General features: G+C 73.0%; 17 protein-coding genes. 6 read left to right on the plus strand and 11 right to left on the minus strand.

The genetic code is table 11. From position 1 onward, the window contains the following. Positions 1-69: 69 nt before the first annotated feature. From ACFXG1_RS16305 to ACFXG1_RS16320, 4 genes are all read right to left on the minus strand, one after another. Positions 70-1,449, minus strand: a complete 1,380-nt coding sequence (locus tag ACFXG1_RS16305; RefSeq protein WP_384743051.1) for an ATP-binding protein — start codon at positions 1,447-1,449, stop codon at positions 70-72. After that, positions 1,446-2,300 carry a hypothetical protein gene (locus ACFXG1_RS16310; RefSeq protein WP_384714765.1) on the minus strand — a complete coding sequence of 285 codons (855 nt, stop codon included), beginning with the start codon at positions 2,298-2,300 and terminating at the stop codon, positions 1,446-1,448. The genes ACFXG1_RS16305 and ACFXG1_RS16310 overlap by 4 nt, the downstream gene beginning before the upstream one ends. A 128-nt stretch (positions 2,301-2,428) precedes the next feature. Beyond that, positions 2,429-2,800 (minus strand): zinc-ribbon domain-containing protein, encoded by a 372-nt coding sequence (locus ACFXG1_RS16315; RefSeq protein WP_384714762.1) that lies wholly within the window; start codon positions 2,798-2,800, stop codon positions 2,429-2,431. Next, positions 2,800-5,247, minus strand: coding sequence for a HEAT repeat domain-containing protein (locus ACFXG1_RS16320; RefSeq protein ID WP_384743055.1), 2,448 nt, complete (start codon positions 5,245-5,247; stop codon positions 2,800-2,802). The genes ACFXG1_RS16315 and ACFXG1_RS16320 overlap by 1 nt, the downstream gene beginning before the upstream one ends. Before the next feature lie 229 nt (positions 5,248-5,476). Here ACFXG1_RS16320 and ACFXG1_RS16325 point away from each other — a divergent pair, with 229 nt between their 5' ends. Next, positions 5,477-6,316 carry a nuclease-related domain-containing protein gene (locus tag ACFXG1_RS16325; RefSeq protein WP_384743058.1) on the plus strand — a complete coding sequence of 280 codons (840 nt, stop codon included), beginning with the start codon at positions 5,477-5,479 and terminating at the stop codon, positions 6,314-6,316. A gap of 17 nt (positions 6,317-6,333) precedes the next feature. Here ACFXG1_RS16325 and ACFXG1_RS16330 read toward each other — a convergent pair whose 3' ends face one another. The 4 genes from ACFXG1_RS16330 to ACFXG1_RS16345 are packed head-to-tail and all read right to left on the minus strand — an operon-like array spanning position 6,334 to position 7,374. Then, positions 6,334-6,531 (minus strand): hypothetical protein, encoded by a 198-nt coding sequence (locus ACFXG1_RS16330; protein WP_384718876.1) that lies wholly within the window; start codon positions 6,529-6,531, stop codon positions 6,334-6,336. A 54-nt stretch (positions 6,532-6,585) separates the two neighbouring features. Continuing rightward, positions 6,586-6,975, minus strand: a complete 390-nt coding sequence (locus ACFXG1_RS16335; RefSeq protein ID WP_384718878.1) for a hypothetical protein — start codon at positions 6,973-6,975, stop codon at positions 6,586-6,588. Between the two features lie 28 nt (positions 6,976-7,003). Next, positions 7,004-7,174: a hypothetical protein gene (locus tag ACFXG1_RS16340; RefSeq protein WP_384718880.1), complete on the minus strand. Its 171-nt coding sequence runs from the start codon at positions 7,172-7,174 to the stop codon at positions 7,004-7,006. After that, a complete protein-coding gene (locus tag ACFXG1_RS16345; protein WP_384718882.1) occupies positions 7,171-7,374 on the minus strand; it encodes a hypothetical protein in 204 nt (67 codons plus the stop codon). Before ACFXG1_RS16345 ends, ACFXG1_RS16340 begins: the two co-directional genes overlap by 4 nt. 142 nt (positions 7,375-7,516) lie before the next feature. Here ACFXG1_RS16345 and ACFXG1_RS16350 point away from each other — a divergent pair, with 142 nt between their 5' ends. After that, entirely contained in the window at positions 7,517-8,341 is an 825-nt protein-coding gene (locus ACFXG1_RS16350) for a Scr1 family TA system antitoxin-like transcriptional regulator (protein ID WP_384718884.1), read from the plus strand. Next, the gene (locus ACFXG1_RS16355) at positions 8,338-8,550 is read left to right on the plus strand and encodes a DUF397 domain-containing protein (protein ID WP_384718886.1); all 213 of its coding nucleotides are present in this window, start codon (positions 8,338-8,340) and stop codon (positions 8,548-8,550) included. The genes ACFXG1_RS16350 and ACFXG1_RS16355 overlap by 4 nt, the downstream gene beginning before the upstream one ends. A gap of 58 nt (positions 8,551-8,608) precedes the next feature. On the opposite strand, the gene ACFXG1_RS16360 is transcribed toward ACFXG1_RS16355, so the two are convergent. Together ACFXG1_RS16360 and ligD are read right to left on the minus strand one after the other, a co-directional pair. After that, the gene (locus tag ACFXG1_RS16360) at positions 8,609-9,517 is read right to left on the minus strand and encodes an ATP-dependent DNA ligase (RefSeq protein ID WP_384743064.1); all 909 of its coding nucleotides are present in this window, start codon (positions 9,515-9,517) and stop codon (positions 8,609-8,611) included. After that, a complete protein-coding gene (gene ligD / locus ACFXG1_RS16365; protein ID WP_384743067.1) occupies positions 9,514-10,389 on the minus strand; it encodes a non-homologous end-joining DNA ligase in 876 nt (291 codons plus the stop codon). Before ligD ends, ACFXG1_RS16360 begins: the two co-directional genes overlap by 4 nt. 41 nt (positions 10,390-10,430) lie before the next feature. Here ligD and ACFXG1_RS16370 point away from each other — a divergent pair, with 41 nt between their 5' ends. From ACFXG1_RS16370 to ACFXG1_RS16380, 3 genes are all read left to right on the plus strand, one after another. Next, the gene (locus tag ACFXG1_RS16370; RefSeq protein WP_384719277.1) at positions 10,431-11,477 is read left to right on the plus strand and encodes a Ku protein; all 1,047 of its coding nucleotides are present in this window, start codon (positions 10,431-10,433) and stop codon (positions 11,475-11,477) included. Between the two features lie 96 nt (positions 11,478-11,573). After that, positions 11,574-12,239, plus strand: coding sequence for a TetR/AcrR family transcriptional regulator (locus ACFXG1_RS16375; protein ID WP_384719279.1), 666 nt, complete (start codon positions 11,574-11,576; stop codon positions 12,237-12,239). 209 nt (positions 12,240-12,448) lie between these two features. Continuing rightward, entirely contained in the window at positions 12,449-13,525 is a 1,077-nt protein-coding gene (locus ACFXG1_RS16380; RefSeq protein WP_384719281.1) for a flavin-containing monooxygenase, read from the plus strand. Between the two features lie 124 nt (positions 13,526-13,649). Here ACFXG1_RS16380 and ACFXG1_RS16385 read toward each other — a convergent pair whose 3' ends face one another. Then, the gene (locus ACFXG1_RS16385; protein WP_384720506.1) at positions 13,650-16,922 is read right to left on the minus strand and encodes a S8 family serine peptidase; all 3,273 of its coding nucleotides are present in this window, start codon (positions 16,920-16,922) and stop codon (positions 13,650-13,652) included. Between the last annotated feature and the right edge of the window lie 145 nt (positions 16,923-17,067).

The following is a 17,067-nucleotide window of genomic DNA, read 5'->3' on the forward strand; positions in this document are numbered from 1 at the left end:
CCGAGGTTTATGTCCGTTATGTTCGACCGGTGGTCGTGTTCGGTACAGGTGTCCCGGCGTTCCGGTGTCTCAGTCCCTGAGCCGCTTCCGCCGGGGAAGCGTCAACCGGGCCTGCGCCCCGCCCTCCGGCCGGTTGTGGAACGTCAGCGTCGCGCCCAGCACCGACGCCTGGCCCACCGCGATCGTCAGCCCGAGCCCGTGGCCCTTCGCCCCGCCCTCGGTACGGAACCGCTCGGGACCGTGGTCGAGCAGATAGGACGGATAGCCGGGGCCGCCGTCGGTGACCGTGACCACGGGACCGTCGACCGTCAGGACGACCGGCTGCGCGCCGTGCCGGTGCGCGTTGGCCACCAGATTGCCCAGCACCCGCTCCAGCCGCCGCCGGTCGGTCTCCACCAGCGCGTCCCTGACCACCCGGAACTCCGTCGCGGCGCCCGCCGCCCCGGCCACCCGCCCGGCCAGGACGCCCAGGTCGTGGATTGCCAGATCGCCGGTCTCGCGGCCCGCGTCCAGCCGGGAGATCTCCAGCAGGTCCTCGGTGAGGGACCGCATCGCCCGTACCCGGTCGCGGACCAGCTCGGCCGGGCGGCCCTCGGGCAGCAGCTCGGCCGCCGCCGTCAGCCCGGTCAGCGGGGTCCGCAGCTCATGGGCCACATCGGCGGTGAACCGCTGCTCGCTCAGAAGTTTGTGCTGGAGCGACGAGGCCATCGTGTCCAGCGCCACGGAGACCGTCGCCACCTCGTCCTGGGGGCGGGACGGGTTCCGGGTGCGGGGGTCGTCCACCCGGGCGTCGAGATCACCGGCGCTGATCCGCCGGGCGACCTGCGCGGTCAGATGCAGCCGCCGGGTGACGCGGGTCACCGCGAACGCGCCCACCAGCAGCGTCGCGCCGATCGCGAGCCCCGCCGAGCCGAGGATCGCCCGGTCCAGCGCGGAGATCGTCCGGGCCGCCTGGGAGTAGTCGACCCGGACGGCGATGGCCCGGTCCTTCGACGCGTCGTCCGCGGGGCCCGCCGCCCACATCGTGGGGCGCTCCCGGAACGGGGCGACCAGCGTGCCCCGCTCGCCGCGGAGCGCCAGCGCGCGCAGCTCGGCCGGGAGACCCGGCGGGTCGATCCCGCCGAACTTCGGCAGCGGCTCCCCGGCCTTGTACGCCTCCGTGACCTCCGCCAGCCGGTCCAGCGCCTTCTCCCGGGAGGAGTCCACGGTCTGCTTCGCCACCCCGACGTGCACCAGCACACCGAGCAGGGTCGCGAGACCGCAGCACATGACGGTGATGAAGAGCGCGGCCTTCCAGGTGAGGGTCGCGGTCCAGCGGGGCCGGCGCGGCCGGAACCGGCGGCGGGGCGCGGAGCCGTCGCAGAGGGCGTCCGCCGGGTCCGGTGCCGCGGCACGCGGACGGGGGAGCCCCGCCACGGACTTCCAGGACGTCTCCGGGGGATAGGTCATGACGGGAGGTCCTCCGTGCCGTCGCCCCCGCCGTTCCTCCCGGCCCCGGCCCCGGCCCCGTTGTCGGGGTCCTCGGCCGACGCGGAGGCCGAGGCGCGCGGCACCCGCTTGCCGGCGCCGGGTCCTTCGACCTCGACGATCTCGGCGCGTGTCTGAAGCATCGTCCGGTGCTGCTTGTTCCATGCCCAGGCCGTGCGGTACTCGTGTCCCGGGATACCGTCCGAGACCGACCGCAGGATGAGATCGCGGCCCGCCATCTCGACGCCCGCCAGCTCCTCCGACGTGATCATGATCCGGGTGAGGACCTTCGGGTCCTTCCCGACCGCGGTCGTATAGACCCGGACATCGGTCTGCTTGCCGCCGGTCCGCACCCCCATGATCAGTTCGTCCCGGTCGTCGCCGGTCAGATCGTGGTAGTACGGCGGGAGCACCGGGCAGTGGCCGGGCTTCGCCGCCGCGCCGGCCGCGGTCTTCGGCAGCCCGCCCGAGCGGTAGCAGGCGGTGAACCGGCCGGCGTTGCGCTCCCAGGGGTCCGACCCGAGATAGGTGATCGAGAACACCTCGGTCTCCGCGCGGATCACGGCCAGGGGATCGAGCGCCCTGACCCCGTCCTCGGGCACCCGGATACCCGGCATCGGGACCCGGTCGTACTGGTTGAAGTCGCGCGGCTCGGGCGTCACGGGCGGCAGATCGGGCCAGAGCCGGACGGGCCCGGTCGCGGTCGGGGTCGGCCCGGCGCTGCGCAGTTCGCCCGGCTCGCCGCACGCGGCCAGCAGCGGCGCGGCCACCAGAACGGCCGCCGCGGCCAGCAGGGGCCGGGCGGAAAGGGGACGACGGAAGCGCGGGCGCAAAGATCTCCTCGCCGGGGCGGGACGGGTGGCGCGGGGGACGGGCGGTCGCGTTCAACCCTAAGAGATGACCGGCCCGCCGCCCGCGTCGCGTCCGGACGCCTCGCGCCGCCCGGGCCGCCGCCACCGGTTCAGCGCTGGTACGGATTCCCCGACTGGCCCTGCCCGCCACCCTGCTGGAAGGGGTTGCCCGAGGCGAAGGGGTTGGCCTGCTGCGCGCCGCCGTAGCCGGGGGCGCCACCGGGCGCCCCGCCCGGGACCGCGCCCGTCGCCGCCTGCGCCTGGAGGGCGTCGGCCTGCTGCTGGTCCAGCTGCGACTCGGCGCCGCAGAAGGTGCACTGCGTGCCGTACTTCGTCGAGAACGGGAACAGCGGAACGAAGAACAGCGTGAACTTCGTGACCCGCTTGCGGAGCGTATGCGCCGCCGGATTCCCGCAGTGACCGCAGACCAGCGTCACTATCGCGAGCTGGTACAGATATCCCTTGGTACCAAAGATGATCATTAGGTGGTCCTCCCGTTCAGGGCCCGTCGGCACAAGGCCAGCAGCCTCTCGTCCCTCACGATGTCATGACTGCCGTATCCGCCGTCTATGGCGTTGTGCCGGCGGACGTACGACAGCTCCGACCGCAGCAGCGCCTCCGCGCCCCCGGGCCCGCCCCGCCCGGCGCCGCCGCCCCGCTCCGGCGCGGCCGTCCGCGACAGCAGCTCGGCCGTCGGGATCCGCGTCGTCGGCAGCGATTCCCACGCCGTCCGCAGCACCGGCCACGACGGCCCCGGATCCCCGGTCACCCCCCACAGCGCGTGCGCCGCGTCCACCCGCGTCCACGGGTCCGCCGCCGACAGCAGTGGTACGAGGGTGGGCGCCGCGTCCGCGGCGGCCCGGCCCATCGTGCCGACCGCCTCCGCCGCGACCCGGCGCGCGCCCTGGTCCGCCGAGGTCAGCGCCGCGCACAGCACCGGGAGCACCGCGCCGGTGCCGACGGAGCCCTCGACCGCCCACAGCGTCGCCGCCACCTTCGCCCCGAACGCCAGCGGGAACACGTCGCCCCGGGCCGCGTCGGCCAGCAGGGCCCGCAGATCCGGGGCCGCGTCCGCCGCCTTGGGGCCGAAGGCGGTCAGCGCCCGCAGCACCAGCTCGGTCACCCACTCCCGCCGGTAGGAGGGCGTGCCCCGCAGCACCCGCAGCACCTCCGGCATCGCCTCGGTCGCCCGCAGCGCCTTCAGCGCCCACAGCAGCGACCCGGCGTGGTCGTACAGCCGGTCGTCCAGCGGTACGGCGCCGAGCCGCTCGCGCAGCACCGGTACGAGCGGGGCCGCCGCGGCGCCCAGATGCCCCACCGCGTAGCCCAGGTCCCGGGGCGCGTGCTCCCGGTCCAGCAACCGCAGCAGGACCGGGACCGCCCGGGCGTCACCGGTACGCGCCAGCGTCACCAGGGCCCGGCTCAGCGCGTCCGGCCCCTCGGCCCACCGCCGCACCCAGCGGTCGGGACCCGCCGTCACATAGTCGGCGAGCGCGTCGGCCGCGGGCTCCGCGAGCAGATGCAGATCCTCCAGCGCCGCCACCGCGGCGTCCGCGAGCCGGGGCTCGTCGTCGAGCTGGTCGCCGATGAGCCCCACCAGCTCGTCGTACTCGCCGCGCCAGGTGCGCATCAGCGCGCCGCTCATCCGGACCGCGTCGATCCGCTGCCCCCGGTCCGGGCTGCACAACTGATCCGCCAGCAGCGCGATCCGGTCGTCGACCCGGTCCCCGAGCCCCGAGTGGAGGGTCCGCAGCAGATCGCCGGTCCACGGCGCCGTACGGCCCGCGCGCTCGGCCCGCTCCGGCGGATTCGGCTCCCGCTGCTCGCGGACCCTGCCGACGAGGGCGGCCGACGACGTCGGCGCGGACACCGGCCGCCCGGCTGCGGGCCGGTCCTGGCCGCGGACCGCCCGGTCGGCACCCCGGCCCGCCCGCAGCTCCCGCAGCAGCCCGGTCACCCCGGGGACCACATCGGCGGGGAGGGTGTGCGGGGCGCAGCGCGCGAGCTGGGCGATGGCGGAGAGCCGCAGACCGGGATCGTACGAGCGCCCTCCGGTGCGCGGGCCCGGCGCCCCGCGCCCGCCGCCGGCGACGCGTAGCGCGTCCGTCCCCGGGTCGCGGACGCCCGCCGCGCGGTTCTCACCGGGCAAGCCCGGCCCCGCGCCCGGCGCCCGGTCCTTCGCCCTGCCCGGCGCGCGGTCCGTCGTCCGGTCCGTCGTGCGGTCCGTCGTGCGGTCCGGTTCGCGGGGCGGCTCCGGCCGGTGCGGCGGATCGAGGGCGTAGGCATCGGGGTCGTACACCGACGGCTTGTCGTCGTGCGGGCCGCGCGTCAGCCCCGTCAGCCACTCCACCACCTCGGCCGAGAGCCCGTCGTGCCGCAGGGCGATCCGCCCCCCGGCCTCCACACAGGCGAACCGCACCTCCGGGTCCCGCTCCACCTTCAGCCGCTCCCGCAGCAGCCCCAGCACCAGGGCGGGCTCCCGGTGGAACGCGGCGAGCGCGAGCGGCACCGCGAGCCGCACCCCCCGGTCCTCGGAGTCCACCAGCGACAGGAAGACATCGGCCCCCGCGGTCACCGCCGACGCCGCCATCGCGTAGTTGGCGGCGGACTCGAACTCCTCGCCCTCCGGATCCAGCTCGTCGTCGCCGTCGAGTTCGATCCCGCCGATGCTGGTCAGCAGCTCGACGACGCCCCCGCGGTCCGGCACCGCCGGATCCGCCACCAGCTCCAGCAGGAACGGTATGCAGGCGAGCGTCGAGTCGTACACATCGCCCTGGTGGTGGACCGCGCCGTACATCCCGTCCATCGCCGACTCCCGTACGGCCGGATCGGCCGACGCCAGCCCGCGCAACAGTCCCGGTACGTCACCGGCCGGGCCGTAGGCATGCTCCATGCCGGTCCACTCGACCTCGTCGATCCCCCCGAACACGCCTGCCTCCTCCCCGAGGCTCCGCCTTCACGAAGCACCACAGGCATACGCCCACAAGGGGTGTGCACACCACCCCGTTCGAACCATGCGTTCGGTGAGAGTGTGCACCAAGAGCCCGACATCGAGTCGGTAACGACCGGACATGGCGAGGTTATTGCCCCGGAGGGCCGGGGACTGGTCCCATGGTCGGGAGCGCCACTCCCGGTGGCGGGGGGCCGAAGGTGGGGGCATGACGAGGTCACTGCGCGTCACACCGGCAGGCGACCGGCTGTACGTCAGGGCACGGGACGGCCGGATCGTGGCCTGGTACGAGCGGGAGGGCGGCGGCGAAGGCCCCGCCGGGGCCGCTGAGGCTGGCCGGATTCGCCTCGTCCACGCATCACTCCGCGCCGAAGTCCTCGCCGTGCTCGCGCCGTACGTCGCCGGGGAGCCCGCCATCGGGCCGCCGCCCGTACCGACCCGGGCCGAACTGGCCCGGCTGGCCCTCCACCCCGACGACGACCTCGCGCCCAACCGCCCCGGCGAGGCGCTCCACGCGCTGCTCGACCACCTCCCGCCGCCCGGCAGGTTCGGCCGCGATCCGCACCGCGCCGCCCGCGCCGGGCTCGCCGCGCAGCAGCAGGTGGGCGCGGCGCTGGACGGCCTGGAGGATGCGGGCTGGCGGGTCCTGCACTCCTTACCCCTGCCCGGCGCCGACCGCATCGACCATCTCGCCGTCGGACCGGGCGGAGTGCTCGCGATCCACACCGTGCCCGCGCGGCGCCTGCGGATCGTGGTCACGGGCGACGAGGTCCGGCCCGCGGGCCGGGGCGCCGCCGCGCCGCTCCTGAGACTCACCCGCCGCCGCGCCGAACGCGCCTCCCACGCGCTGGCGACGGCGGTACGCCCCGTCCTGGTCCTGGTGGCCCCCGCGCGCCTGGAGATCACACCCCCCGCCCCGCGGGACGTCAGGATCCTGCGCGACACGGACATCCCGGCCCTCGGCTCACTCGCCGGCGTCCACAAACCGGCGGACATCGACACCCTCTTCGCCACCGCCCGCGCGCGTCCCACCTGGAGTCGCGCGTAGCCCCCGCGCCGCGCGGGCTATCCGAGTACATCGTCGGGGGACGGCCCGGCGCCGTGTTCGGCCGCGCAGCCGGGGCAGGCGTACCGGACCATCGGGGGGCCGCCGCTCGCGCGCTCGGTCACGCCCACTATGACCGGGGCTCCGGTGACGCGTCCGCAGTAGGCGCACGGCGGAGTGAAGGGCTGCGGGGTGCTGAGGAGCGCTTCGCGGATCATGGGTCACCTCGACGGAGCCCGATGGACCGGGCCTCGTCGGTCCGTCGGGGCGTTTCAGAAGGGCGTTGACGCGGGGTCGGGAAGGGGGGTGATGGTGACGGCGTACCGCCCGGTGTGGTCGCTCGCGGCGAGGGTGACCGGGTGCCCGTCACGTAATCGGTGGTACGCGGCGCCGATGAGTTCCGGGGCGGCCCAGCGCCGGAGTTCGGTGGGGGCGTCGCCCGTGTCGTCGGCGTACTCGGGCAGACGCCGCAGCGCGCCCGTGGCCCAGGGCGTATCGGGGTCGGGGTCCAGGCGGTCGGCGATCCGGCGCGCCTGGACGGACGTCCATCTCAGGGCCCGCCCCGGGTACGGGGTCTCGAACGTCCCGAGCGTGACACGGGCCGTGTCGAGGGTTCCGTAGACGGGCCCTTCGGCGGTGATCTCCACGCGGAACCTCGGCATCAGAGCGCGCCGGGCCGGGAGTTCACGCTCACTGCTCCGTCGCGGTGGCGACGACGGGCACGCCGTCGTGGGCGGGATGACGGCGCAGCAGTACGCGGCAGTCGGCGGCGAGCGACCCGTCCCCGACGCTCCTCGCCTCCTTCAGCAGGGCGCGCAGCCGTACGCACTCGGCGCACTCCTCTTGCTTCCGCCGGATCACAGCCGCCCTCCCGCCCGCTGGTTGGCTTCCTCCACGAGGGGTCGCAGCCGCGCCATGGTCCGGCTGTCGCGCTGGTCGGGGTCCTCGGCCGGTGCCGCGTCCGGGCACTTCGGGCCCCCGCACTCGCACGGCGGCCAGGTGAGGGTCTTCACGGAATCGGGGCGGTGCCCCACGGCACCGAGCCGGGGTGAGTCGGTCATCGGTAGCTCCTTGTCTTCCTCTGGATGCGTTCAGTGACCAGAGGAGCACAACTAGCCCTATACTGACGGCATTTGAGCTACCTAGCTCATGCATCCGAACACCGTTCGAAGCCACTCCAAAGGCGAAGTGGGAGGTCACGGTATGAACGAGGATGGCGCCTCGGAAATTTTGAGTCCCTTTGAGGTCTTCGGGACGGACGTGCGCGAGATGCGGAAGGCCCGCCGGATAACAACAACGGGTCTCGGCTCCGCCATCGGCTACTCGGCGGCCTATGTGTCCAAGGTGGAGCGCGGCAAGATGCTGCCGAGCGCGCGGTTCGCGAAGGGGTGTGACCGGGCCTTCGGCACGGGGACGCTGCTGTATCGGCAGTACATCTATGCCCTGGAGGGGGACCATCCGTCGTGGTTCGTGCCGTATCTCCAGCACGAGCGCGAGGCGCAGACGCTCTACATCTACTCGACGCTCTACTTCTCGGGACTCTTGCAGACCCCCGAGTACGCGCGGGCGCTGTACAGGATGAGCTTTCCCCGGCTCTCGGATGAGCAGGTTGAGGCCAAAGTGCTCGCCAGGACGGCCCGGCGAGAGATCCTGGACCGCGTCGACCCTCCCGCCCCTGAGATCTGGTTGGTGCTCCATGAGGCGTGCCTGCATGTCGAAGCAGGTGGACCTAAGGTGATGGCTGGTCAGCTGCGGAGCCTGCTGGACGACGCGAAGCGGTCGAACGTGTCCCTTCAGCTCCTGCCGTTCAAGGCTGTGCCGGCCACGAGCCGAGCGTTCACGGTTTTGACCTTTGAGCGCGCGCCCATGGTGGTCCATGCTGAAGGTCCACAAGGCGGACGACCGCAGGATGCGCCCAAGCTCACCAAGGCGGCCATGGCCACCTACGATCTACTGCGGGCAGAAGCCTTGGGTCGCGACGAGACACTCAGCCGTATCCAGACCGCCTATGAGGAGTACACGAGATGATCCCCCGAACCACTCACCCGTACGCCTGGGTCAAGTCCAGCCACAGCGACCCCAACGGGGGCGAATGCGTCGAGTGGGCCCCTTCCCACGCGTCCGCGACCGGCATAGTTCCCGTGCGGGACTCCAAGCGCGCTGACGGCCCGGTCCTGATGGTCTCCGCTCAGGCGTTCACCGGACTTGTGGTGCTCGCCAAGAAGTCGCGCGTCTAGGCCCGCCAAGTGCAAGGCCCCGCACCCCTGCCGACTCGGGAAGGGTGCGGGGCCTTGGTCATGGTGTTCGGAGGCGGGTGATGGTGAGGACCGTGTGGCGGGTGGTGCGGAGGTCGGCCTCCGCCGACAACGTGGGGGTGACCTCGCGGTAGGCGATCTCGCCGAGGCCCGGTGCCATCGCCCGGCCCTCGCCTCCCGTGCCCGGCGGCAGCAGGGCCGCCGCCTGCGCGCGGAGCGTCGGGGTCAGAGGGGTGGACACCACCGGGGTGTCGTCGCCGGGGAGGACGACGACCAGTGCCCGGGGGTGGTCCGCCGGGCCCGTGTGGCCCACCACGACCGCGTCGCGCGGAGTCGTATGGCGGAGCTTCCACCAGATCCGGGCCCCGGCCCGGTACGTTCCGTCGAGCCGCTTCGCCACCAGGCCCTCGACGCCGATCGCGGGCAGGGAGTCGTACCACTGGGCCGCCTCGTCGGCGTCGAGGGTCATGGGGACGGCCTGGATCGGCGGGCCGAGCGGAGCCAGCAGGGCGGCCAGCCGGGATCTGCGGTGCCGGTAGGCCAGGCCACGCAGATCGCGGCCCTCCTCGGCGAGGAGATCGAAGGCCGCGTACGACGCCGGAAGCGTCCCGGCCAGCCCCGGCGCGTGCCGCTCCGTCGCCATGGCCCGTTTCTGGACGGCCGCGAAGTCGGTCCGGCCGTCCCGCCAGACGACGACCTCGCCGTCGAGGACCGTGCCCGGCGGCAGCCGGAGCGCCGCCGTCACGAGATCGGGGAAGGCGGCGGTCACGATCCGGCCGGAGCGCGCCTGGAGCCGTACGCGCCCGCCGCCGGGGTCGGTGTCCCGGAAGATCAGCATCCGGTGGCCGTCGAACTTGGGTTCGTACGCCAGGCCCGTCCCGCGCGGCAGGGTGTCCACGGACTCCGCGAGCGCCACCCGCACCGGCGGATGGAGACCGGGGCCGGTCATGGCAGCGGCCTGGCCGCCGCCGGGTCCAGGAGCGGCGCCAGCAGGTCGCCGTACCGTTCCAGCCGGGGGCCGATCGCGTCGAAGCGGAAGCCGAGGTCCGTGCCGGAGGCGATCTCGTCCCAGGTCACCGGGGTCGATACGGTCGGCTCGGGGCGCGCCCGCAGGGTGTACGGCGCCGCCGTGGTCTTCGCGGCGGCGTTCTGGCTGAAGTCCACGAAGACCTTGCCCGGGCGCAGCGCGCGGTTCATCCGGTGCAGGACGAGCCCCGGCAGCGCCGCCTCGCCCTCCTTGGCCAGCTCCTTGGCGTAGGCCGAGACCTCCCGCGAGGGGGTCGGGGCCAGCGGTACGAGCAGATGCAGGCCCTTGGCGCCGGAGGTCTTGGCGTACGCGGACAGTCCGTCGGCCGCCAGCCGCTCCCGCAGCCAGAGGGCCGCCTCGCAGCACTCCACGACGGTCGCGGGGGGCCCGGGGTCGAGGTCGAGGACCAGCCGGTCGGCGATCCCGGGTGCCCCGGCCCGCCACTGCGGGGTGTGGAACTCCACGACCAGGTTCGCCGCCCACACCAGGGACGGCAGATCGTCGACGACCACCTGGCGGGCCCGGGGGTCGTCGGAGTGCGGCACCGGGGTGGTCCGTACCCACGACGGCGTACCGGGCGGCGGGTTCTTGGTGAAGAAGCGCTGCCCGCCGGGGCCGTCCGGATAGCGCAGGAAGGAGACCGGCCGGTCCCGCAGATGCGGCAGCAGGGCCTCGGCGGTGACCGCGTAGTAGTGCACCAGCTCGCCCTTGGTCGTCCCGGTGGCGGGGTGGATGACCTTGTCGAGGTTGCTGAGCGCCACCTTCCGCCCGGCGACCTCGGTGATCGGCGTCATACGATGAGAATCACATGTTTATCGGGCGAAAGGGATCTAAGGTGCGATCCATTTGGAACGGTGCGATCTCATTCGGGCTGGTCAGTATCCCGATCAAGCTGGTGAACGCCACCGAGAGCCACTCGGTCTCCTTCCGGCAGATCCACACCACCGACGGCGGCCGGATCCGCTACCGCAAGGTGTGCGAGCTGGACGACGAGGAGGTCCCGGCCGCCGAGATCGGCAAGGGGTACGAGGAGGCGGACGGCTCGGTCATCACGATCACCGACGAGGACCTGGCGGCGCTGCCGCTGCCCACGGCCAAGACGATCGAGATCGTGGCCTTCGTCCCGGCCTCGTCGATCGATCCGCTCCAGATGGGCTCCGCGTACTACCTCTCGGCCAATGGTGTGCCCGCCGCCAAGCCGTACACCCTGCTCCGGGAGGCGCTCAAGCGGAGCGACAAGGTGGCGCTGGCCAAGTTCGCCCTGCGGGGGCGCGAGCGGCTGGGCATGCTGCGGGTCGTGGACGATGTGATCGCCATGCACGGGCTGCTGTGGCCGGACGAGATCCGGTCCCCCGAGGGGGTCGCGCCCGAGGCCGAGGTGGTCGTACGGGACGCCGAACTCGATCTCGCGGACGCCCTGATGGACACGCTCGGCTCGGTCGAGATGGACTCCCTCCACGACGACTACCGGGTCGCGCTCGAACAGCTGATCGCGGCGAAGGCGGAGGGCGGGGGCGCGCTGCCCGAGGCCCCGCCCGCCGAGGGCGGCGGCAAGGTCATCGACCTGATGGCGGCGCTGGAGAGCAGTGTGCGGGCGGCCAGGGAGGCCCGGGGCGACGGCGAGCCCGCGGAGGTCACCCCGATCGCGTCCCGCAAGCGGACGGCGGCAAAGAAGGCGCCCGCGAAGGCCGAGGCCGGAGCCTCGGCGAAGGGGGGCGCCAGGAAGTCCACCTCCGCGAAGACGGCGAAACCGGCGGCGAAGAGCGTGAAGTCCACGGCGGGTACGGCGAAAGGCGTCGCGAAGACCGCGAAGACCGCCAAGGCGGCGAAGGCCTCCAAGACCGCGAAGAAGGCCGCCCCGAAGAAGCGCGCCTCCGCCTGACGGCCGGGCCCCCGTCCCGTACCGCCCCGAGGTTGGCTGGAAATTGCAGACTGTGAAATCTTGCAGAATCTGCACGCTTCTCCCTACGGTGGAACGGTGACGACTGAAGGACGAGCGCGTGGCCGGGCCGCCGATGGCGGCCCCGGTCTTCGGGAGCGCAAACGGAGGCAGACCCACCGGCTGCTGGCGGTCACCGCCCTGCGGCTGGTCGTGGAACGCGGACTCGACGGGGTGACCGTGGAGGACATCAGTGCGGCGGCCGGGGTCTCGGCGCGTACGTTCTTCAACTATTTCGCGGTGAAGGAGGATGCGCTGCTGGTGCCCTACCCGGACGACGAGGAGCGGTTGGCCGAGCTGCCGGGCCGGATCGTCGATGCCCCGGCCGGGCTCTCCCCGCCGTGCGCGATGGCCCACGCCTGGCGGGGCGATCTGGACCGGTGGGACGCCGACCGCGACGAATGGCTGGCCCGGCTCACGGCGGTGACGGAGCATCCGGCGCTGGCCGCCCGGCTCGTCCGGTACATGACGGAGGAGAAGCGCGTCACCGTCGATGCCCTGGCCCGCCGGACCGGGCTGCCGCCCGACGATCCGTATCTCGAACTCGTCTTCTACGTGGTCGGGGGCGTCATGGAGGCCAGTATGGCGCTCTGGCTCCGGCTGGGCGGCGAGTCCCCGCTCTCCGGCCTCGTCGACAGCGGCGTCGCCACCGTCGAGGCCGGACTGCCCGTACCGGACCGGACGGCGGGCCCGGCCGGCGGCTGAACCGGCCGCCGCGTCACGACGCACCACCGCACCGCACCGCGAACTCGTCGCGGGACACCCGAAGCGACCGACACCCGAAGCGACACCGGAACGACCACCGGAACGACCACGGACATCGACGGGGCCAGGGCGGAACGGCGGACGGGACCACGAAGGGCCCGTCCGAAGGGCCGGTCCGCCGCGGGCCCGGTACGAAGGAGCGGAGGACCATGGACACGGCGATCGTCATCGGCGGCGGACAGGGCGGACTCGGGGCCGCCTACGCCCTGCGGAACCAGGGCTTCAGACCGATCGTGCTCGAAGCCGGTACCGAACCGGTCGGATCCTGGCCGCACTACTACGACAGCCTGACCATCTTCACGCCCGCCCGGCTGTCGCGGCTGCCCGGGATGCCGTTCCCCGCCCGGCCGGCCCATCTGCCGAGCCGCGACGAGATGGTGGCCTATCTGCGGACGTACGCCGCCCGGCTCGACTGCGAGATCCGGACCGGCAGCCGGGTCACAGCCGTCCACACCACACCCGAAGGCTACGAGGTGACGACGGAGACCGGCGATGTGCTGCACGCGCCGGTCGTGGTCGCCGCGACCGGCACCTTCGGCAATCCGCACCGCCCGGACATACCGGGCCTCGCGGCCTACACCGGGAAGGTGCTGCACTCCGCCGACTACCGCTCGCCCGAGGCGTTCGCGGGGCAGCGGGTCGTCGTGGTCGGCGCGGCCAACTCGGCGGTGCAGATCGCCCATGAGATAGCCGGGGGAGCCCGGACCACCCTGACCAGCCGGCGGCCGGTCAGATACACCAAACTCCGGCCCCCCAGCAGCCGGGCGGGCTGGAAGGCCCTCGAAACCGGACTGCTGTTACCGGTCGGGGCCCTGATACCGCTGCGCGAGTCCGCGATGGTCGTCGACAACGACGACATCTACCGCAAGGCCCTGGAGAGCGGCTTCCTCGACCACCGGGAGCTGTTCACCGCGGCCGACGGCACCGAGATCCGCTGGGCCGACGGCAGCTCCGAACACGTCGACACCGTCGTCCTCGCCACCGGATACCGCCCGGCGGTGGAGTATCTGCGGCCGATCGGCGCGCTCGACCACCGGGGTGTGCCCCGGCAGCGGTCCGGTATGTCGACGGTCCACCCCGGGCTCGCCTTCGTGGGTCTCGAAGGCCAGCGGTCCCTGCTCTCCGGCGGGATCCACGGCGTGGGGACGGACGCCACCCATATCGCCCGCAGGCTGCGCCGCTGGATCGCCTCCACGGAACCCGCCTGGCGCCGCCCGGCAGCCTGACGCCCGGTCCGAAGACGACAACGGCCCGCCGGAACCCCTCGGTTCCGGCGGGCCGCCTTCACGCCTTCACGCCTTCACGCCGTCGGCGTCGCCCGGACCCGTACCCGGGCCCGGACGGGGTACGTCACTTGCCGAAGTAGGCGTTGTGGACCGTGACGGACCCCTTGTTGTTCTTCTTGTCGGTGATCTGGGCCCGGAGCGACAGCGCCTTGCCCTTCGCCGGGGTGTTCACCGTCACCTTGCCGGACTTCACCGGAACGGACTTCCACGTCTTGCCGTTGTCGTACGACACCAGCACGGTCAGCGCCTTGAGGTTCGCCCCGGCCGCCGCGCCCTGCACGGTGACGGGGAAGGTCTGGGCGAGGCCCGCCGGAGCGGTGGCGTCCGGCGCCAGCTTCGGATGGAAGCGGGCCGTGGAGAGCGGCAGTGTCGTCGGGTTCTTGGTACGGACCGAGGTGAAGGTCCACGAGACGTCGAGCCGGGTCGCGGTCCGCGTCGTCGACGGGCTCCGGTTGACCGAGGACGCCAGGGTGTACGTGGCCGAGGCCGACGGCACCCGGAAGTATCCGTCGTCCACCGGCACCGGCTGGGTGTCGTGCAGGACCCCGTTGCGGTGCAGGGTGGTCTTCGCGGACGTCCACTCGACGTGGCCCAGATGGCCGGCGCCGTCGCCGAAGAGGCTGATCGGGACGTAGAGGTAGTTGCCGTCCCGCTCGCCCCGGCTCTGCTCGTTCAGGACCGGACTCTGGACCCCGGTATTGAAGTACTCGGCGTATGTCCTGCCGCCCGTGAACGGCTTCGCCGGTGTCCCGTACCGCGCCTCCACCGTGAGGAAGCCGTCCGGGTCGACGGGGCCGTACTGCCCGCCCATGACGCTCCAGACCGCACCGTCACCGGTGGACAGGTACACATTCCGGAAACCGGGCAGGTTCTGGATCGACCACGGGGTGCTGGTGGCGGACATGTCGGGCAGTTCGCCGTAGACCCCGGCCCCGCCCTTCTTGCCCGCGACGGAGGCGCCGATGGTGGTCTTCACCAGGGCCAGGTCCTTGGCCGCGTACGTCTTGGTCCAGCCGGTGGCCAGCCGGTCGACCGGCCCGCCGGAGAGCGTGTTGAAGTCCGTCGTACCCCGCGTCGACTGCGTGTACCAGGACTGGGTGAGGGTACCGCCGGTGAAGCGCGACCCCTGGGCGGCCGTGCGGACGTTGTCGAAGCTCTCGAAGTCCATGGAACGGCTGAAGTAGTCCCCGTTGGGGGATTCGACGGTGTAGGTCATGCCCGCGGACGTCTGCCGGGCCGCCGCGTCGGGCACCTTGACCGTGACCGGCTTGGTGGTCCGGCCGTCGAGTTCCACCGTGGTGGCGCGGGTGACCGCCAACCGGAGGTTGTTGATCAGGTCGCCGCCCTTCTCCGGCCGGACGGCGTCCACCGGGGCGAACGCGGCCATCTCGTAGGTGCCGCGGGGCAGCCGGACCGTGGTGGTGCCCCGGGACAGATCGGGGTAGAAACTCTTCTCGGCGGCCTGCTCCGACAGGCCCGTCAGATCGGCTCCCCACAGGGTGCTGGGCGCGCCGTCCCGTCCGGTCGTCCGGAACGTGACGTCGTACGACTCGATCTCGCGCTCCACCGAGGCCGGGACGCGGACGCTCGTACCGCCGCCGGACGCGGCGACGGTGACCGAGTAGGAGCCGTTCACCGTCCCGCCGATGGTGGTGTCGGCCGTCAGGTCGACGGTCGCCGTACCGCCCGACGGGACCGTGACCTGCCGCGCCCCGAGGGTGAAGAACCCGGCTGGCGCGGGCCGCCCGTCACCGCCCTTGGGCGCGGTCAGCGACAGGTCGAGGGTCACGGCCGCGGGGCCGCTGTTGCTGTACGTGATCTTCTTGGTGACGGGTGTGTCGTCGTTGTGGGGCCACTGCTGCGTCCCCAGGGAGAGCGACGCGGGCTCGGCGACGACCTTCTGGTCGATCGCCTTGTCGACGCGGAGCCGGCCCGCACCCTGCTGGAAGACGGAGTAGGAGCCGTCCTTGGCCGAAGCCATCAGCACCGACTTGATCCGGTCGCCCGTCCAGCCGGGGTTCTGCTGCTTGAGGATCGCCGCGGCGCCCGCGACATGCGGTGTCGCCATGGACGTACCGCTGTGGGTGGCGTACCCGGGCGGGTTCTGACCGCCGGTGCCGGTGGCGGCGGCGGCCGTGGTGTCCACACCGGGCGCGGTGATCTCGGGCTTGAGACCGCCGTCGCCGGTGCGCGGGCCGACCGACGAGAAGTCGGCGATCCGGTCGTTGTCGTCGACGGCGCCGACGGTCAGGGCCGCGTCGGCGCTGCCGGGCGAGTCGATGGTGCCCGGCTGGGGTCCCGAGTTGCCCGCGGCGACGGCGAACAGGACGCCCTTCTCCGCGGAGACCTTGTTGATCTGGGCTTCCAGCGCGTCGATCGCGGGGGTGTCGTACCCGCCGAGGCTCATATTGATGATGTCGGCGCCCTGGGCCACGGCCCAGTCGACGCCCGCGACGATCCCGGAGTCGTGCCCGCCGCCGTTGTCGTCCAGCACCTTGGCGTTGATCAGCTCCGCGCCGGGCGCCACGCCCTTGAAGCGCGCGTCCTTCGTCCCCGTACCGGCGGCTATGGACGCCACATGGGTGCCGTGGCCGTACCGGTCCGCGATCCCGGACGACGATCCGCTGAAGTCCTTGGCGGCGACGACCTTGCCCGCGAGGTCGGGGTGGGAGGCGTCGATCCCGGTGTCGAGGACGGCGATCTGCACCCCGGTGCCGTCCAACTGCCGGGACCAGGCGGCCGGGGCCCCGACCTGCCCGGTGCTCCGGTCCAGCGACACCTTGCGGACGCCGTCCAGCCAGATCCGCGAGATGCCGGAGGTGGTGGCCGCCGAACCGTTGCCGCCGGGGCGGGTGAGGGCGTCCCACAGCTCGCCGGTACGGCCCCGGGCGCTGGTGACGGCGTCGGCGTCGAGGATCGACAGGGTGCGGCGGACGGTGGTGCCGTCGGAGGCCCGGACCCCGGCCCTGGCAGTGTCGGCGGCCGTGCCCCGGTAGCCGACGATCACCTTCAGCCCGGCGCGGTGCGCCTTGCGGCTCTCCGGCTTGGCGAGTTCGGTGATGTCGAAGAGCCGCCGGTCGAGTGTGCCGTCGGCGATCAGCCGCCGCGCGTCGCGCGGGACGACATAGGTACGGCCGTCGCGTATCTCGGTGACGACGGGTATGCCCGTGCGCCCTTCGGCCCGCTGGACGGAGACGACACGGCCCCGGTCGTTCACGAGGACGCGGTCGCCGGTGATGAGCGTGATGGTGTGGAGACCGTGGCCCGTGGCCCCGTCCCCATCGGCGACCGGGACCCGGTCCGGCCCGCCGTTCCCGGCCGACGCCGGGCTGGTCATACCCGTCGTCAGAGCCGCGGGGGGGGCGGGGGGGGCGCGCCGCCGGGGGCCCGGGGTGGGGGGGTGGGAGAGATGCTGAACCACCAGAGGGGGGCGAGGGGGGGGGGGGGGGGGGGCACCACGGGCGAAAGAATAGAGAGACGAA

It is taken from the genome of Streptomyces sp. NPDC059248, from assembly GCF_042753905.1.
In the GTDB taxonomy this organism is placed as follows: domain Bacteria; phylum Actinomycetota; class Actinomycetes; order Streptomycetales; family Streptomycetaceae; genus Streptomyces.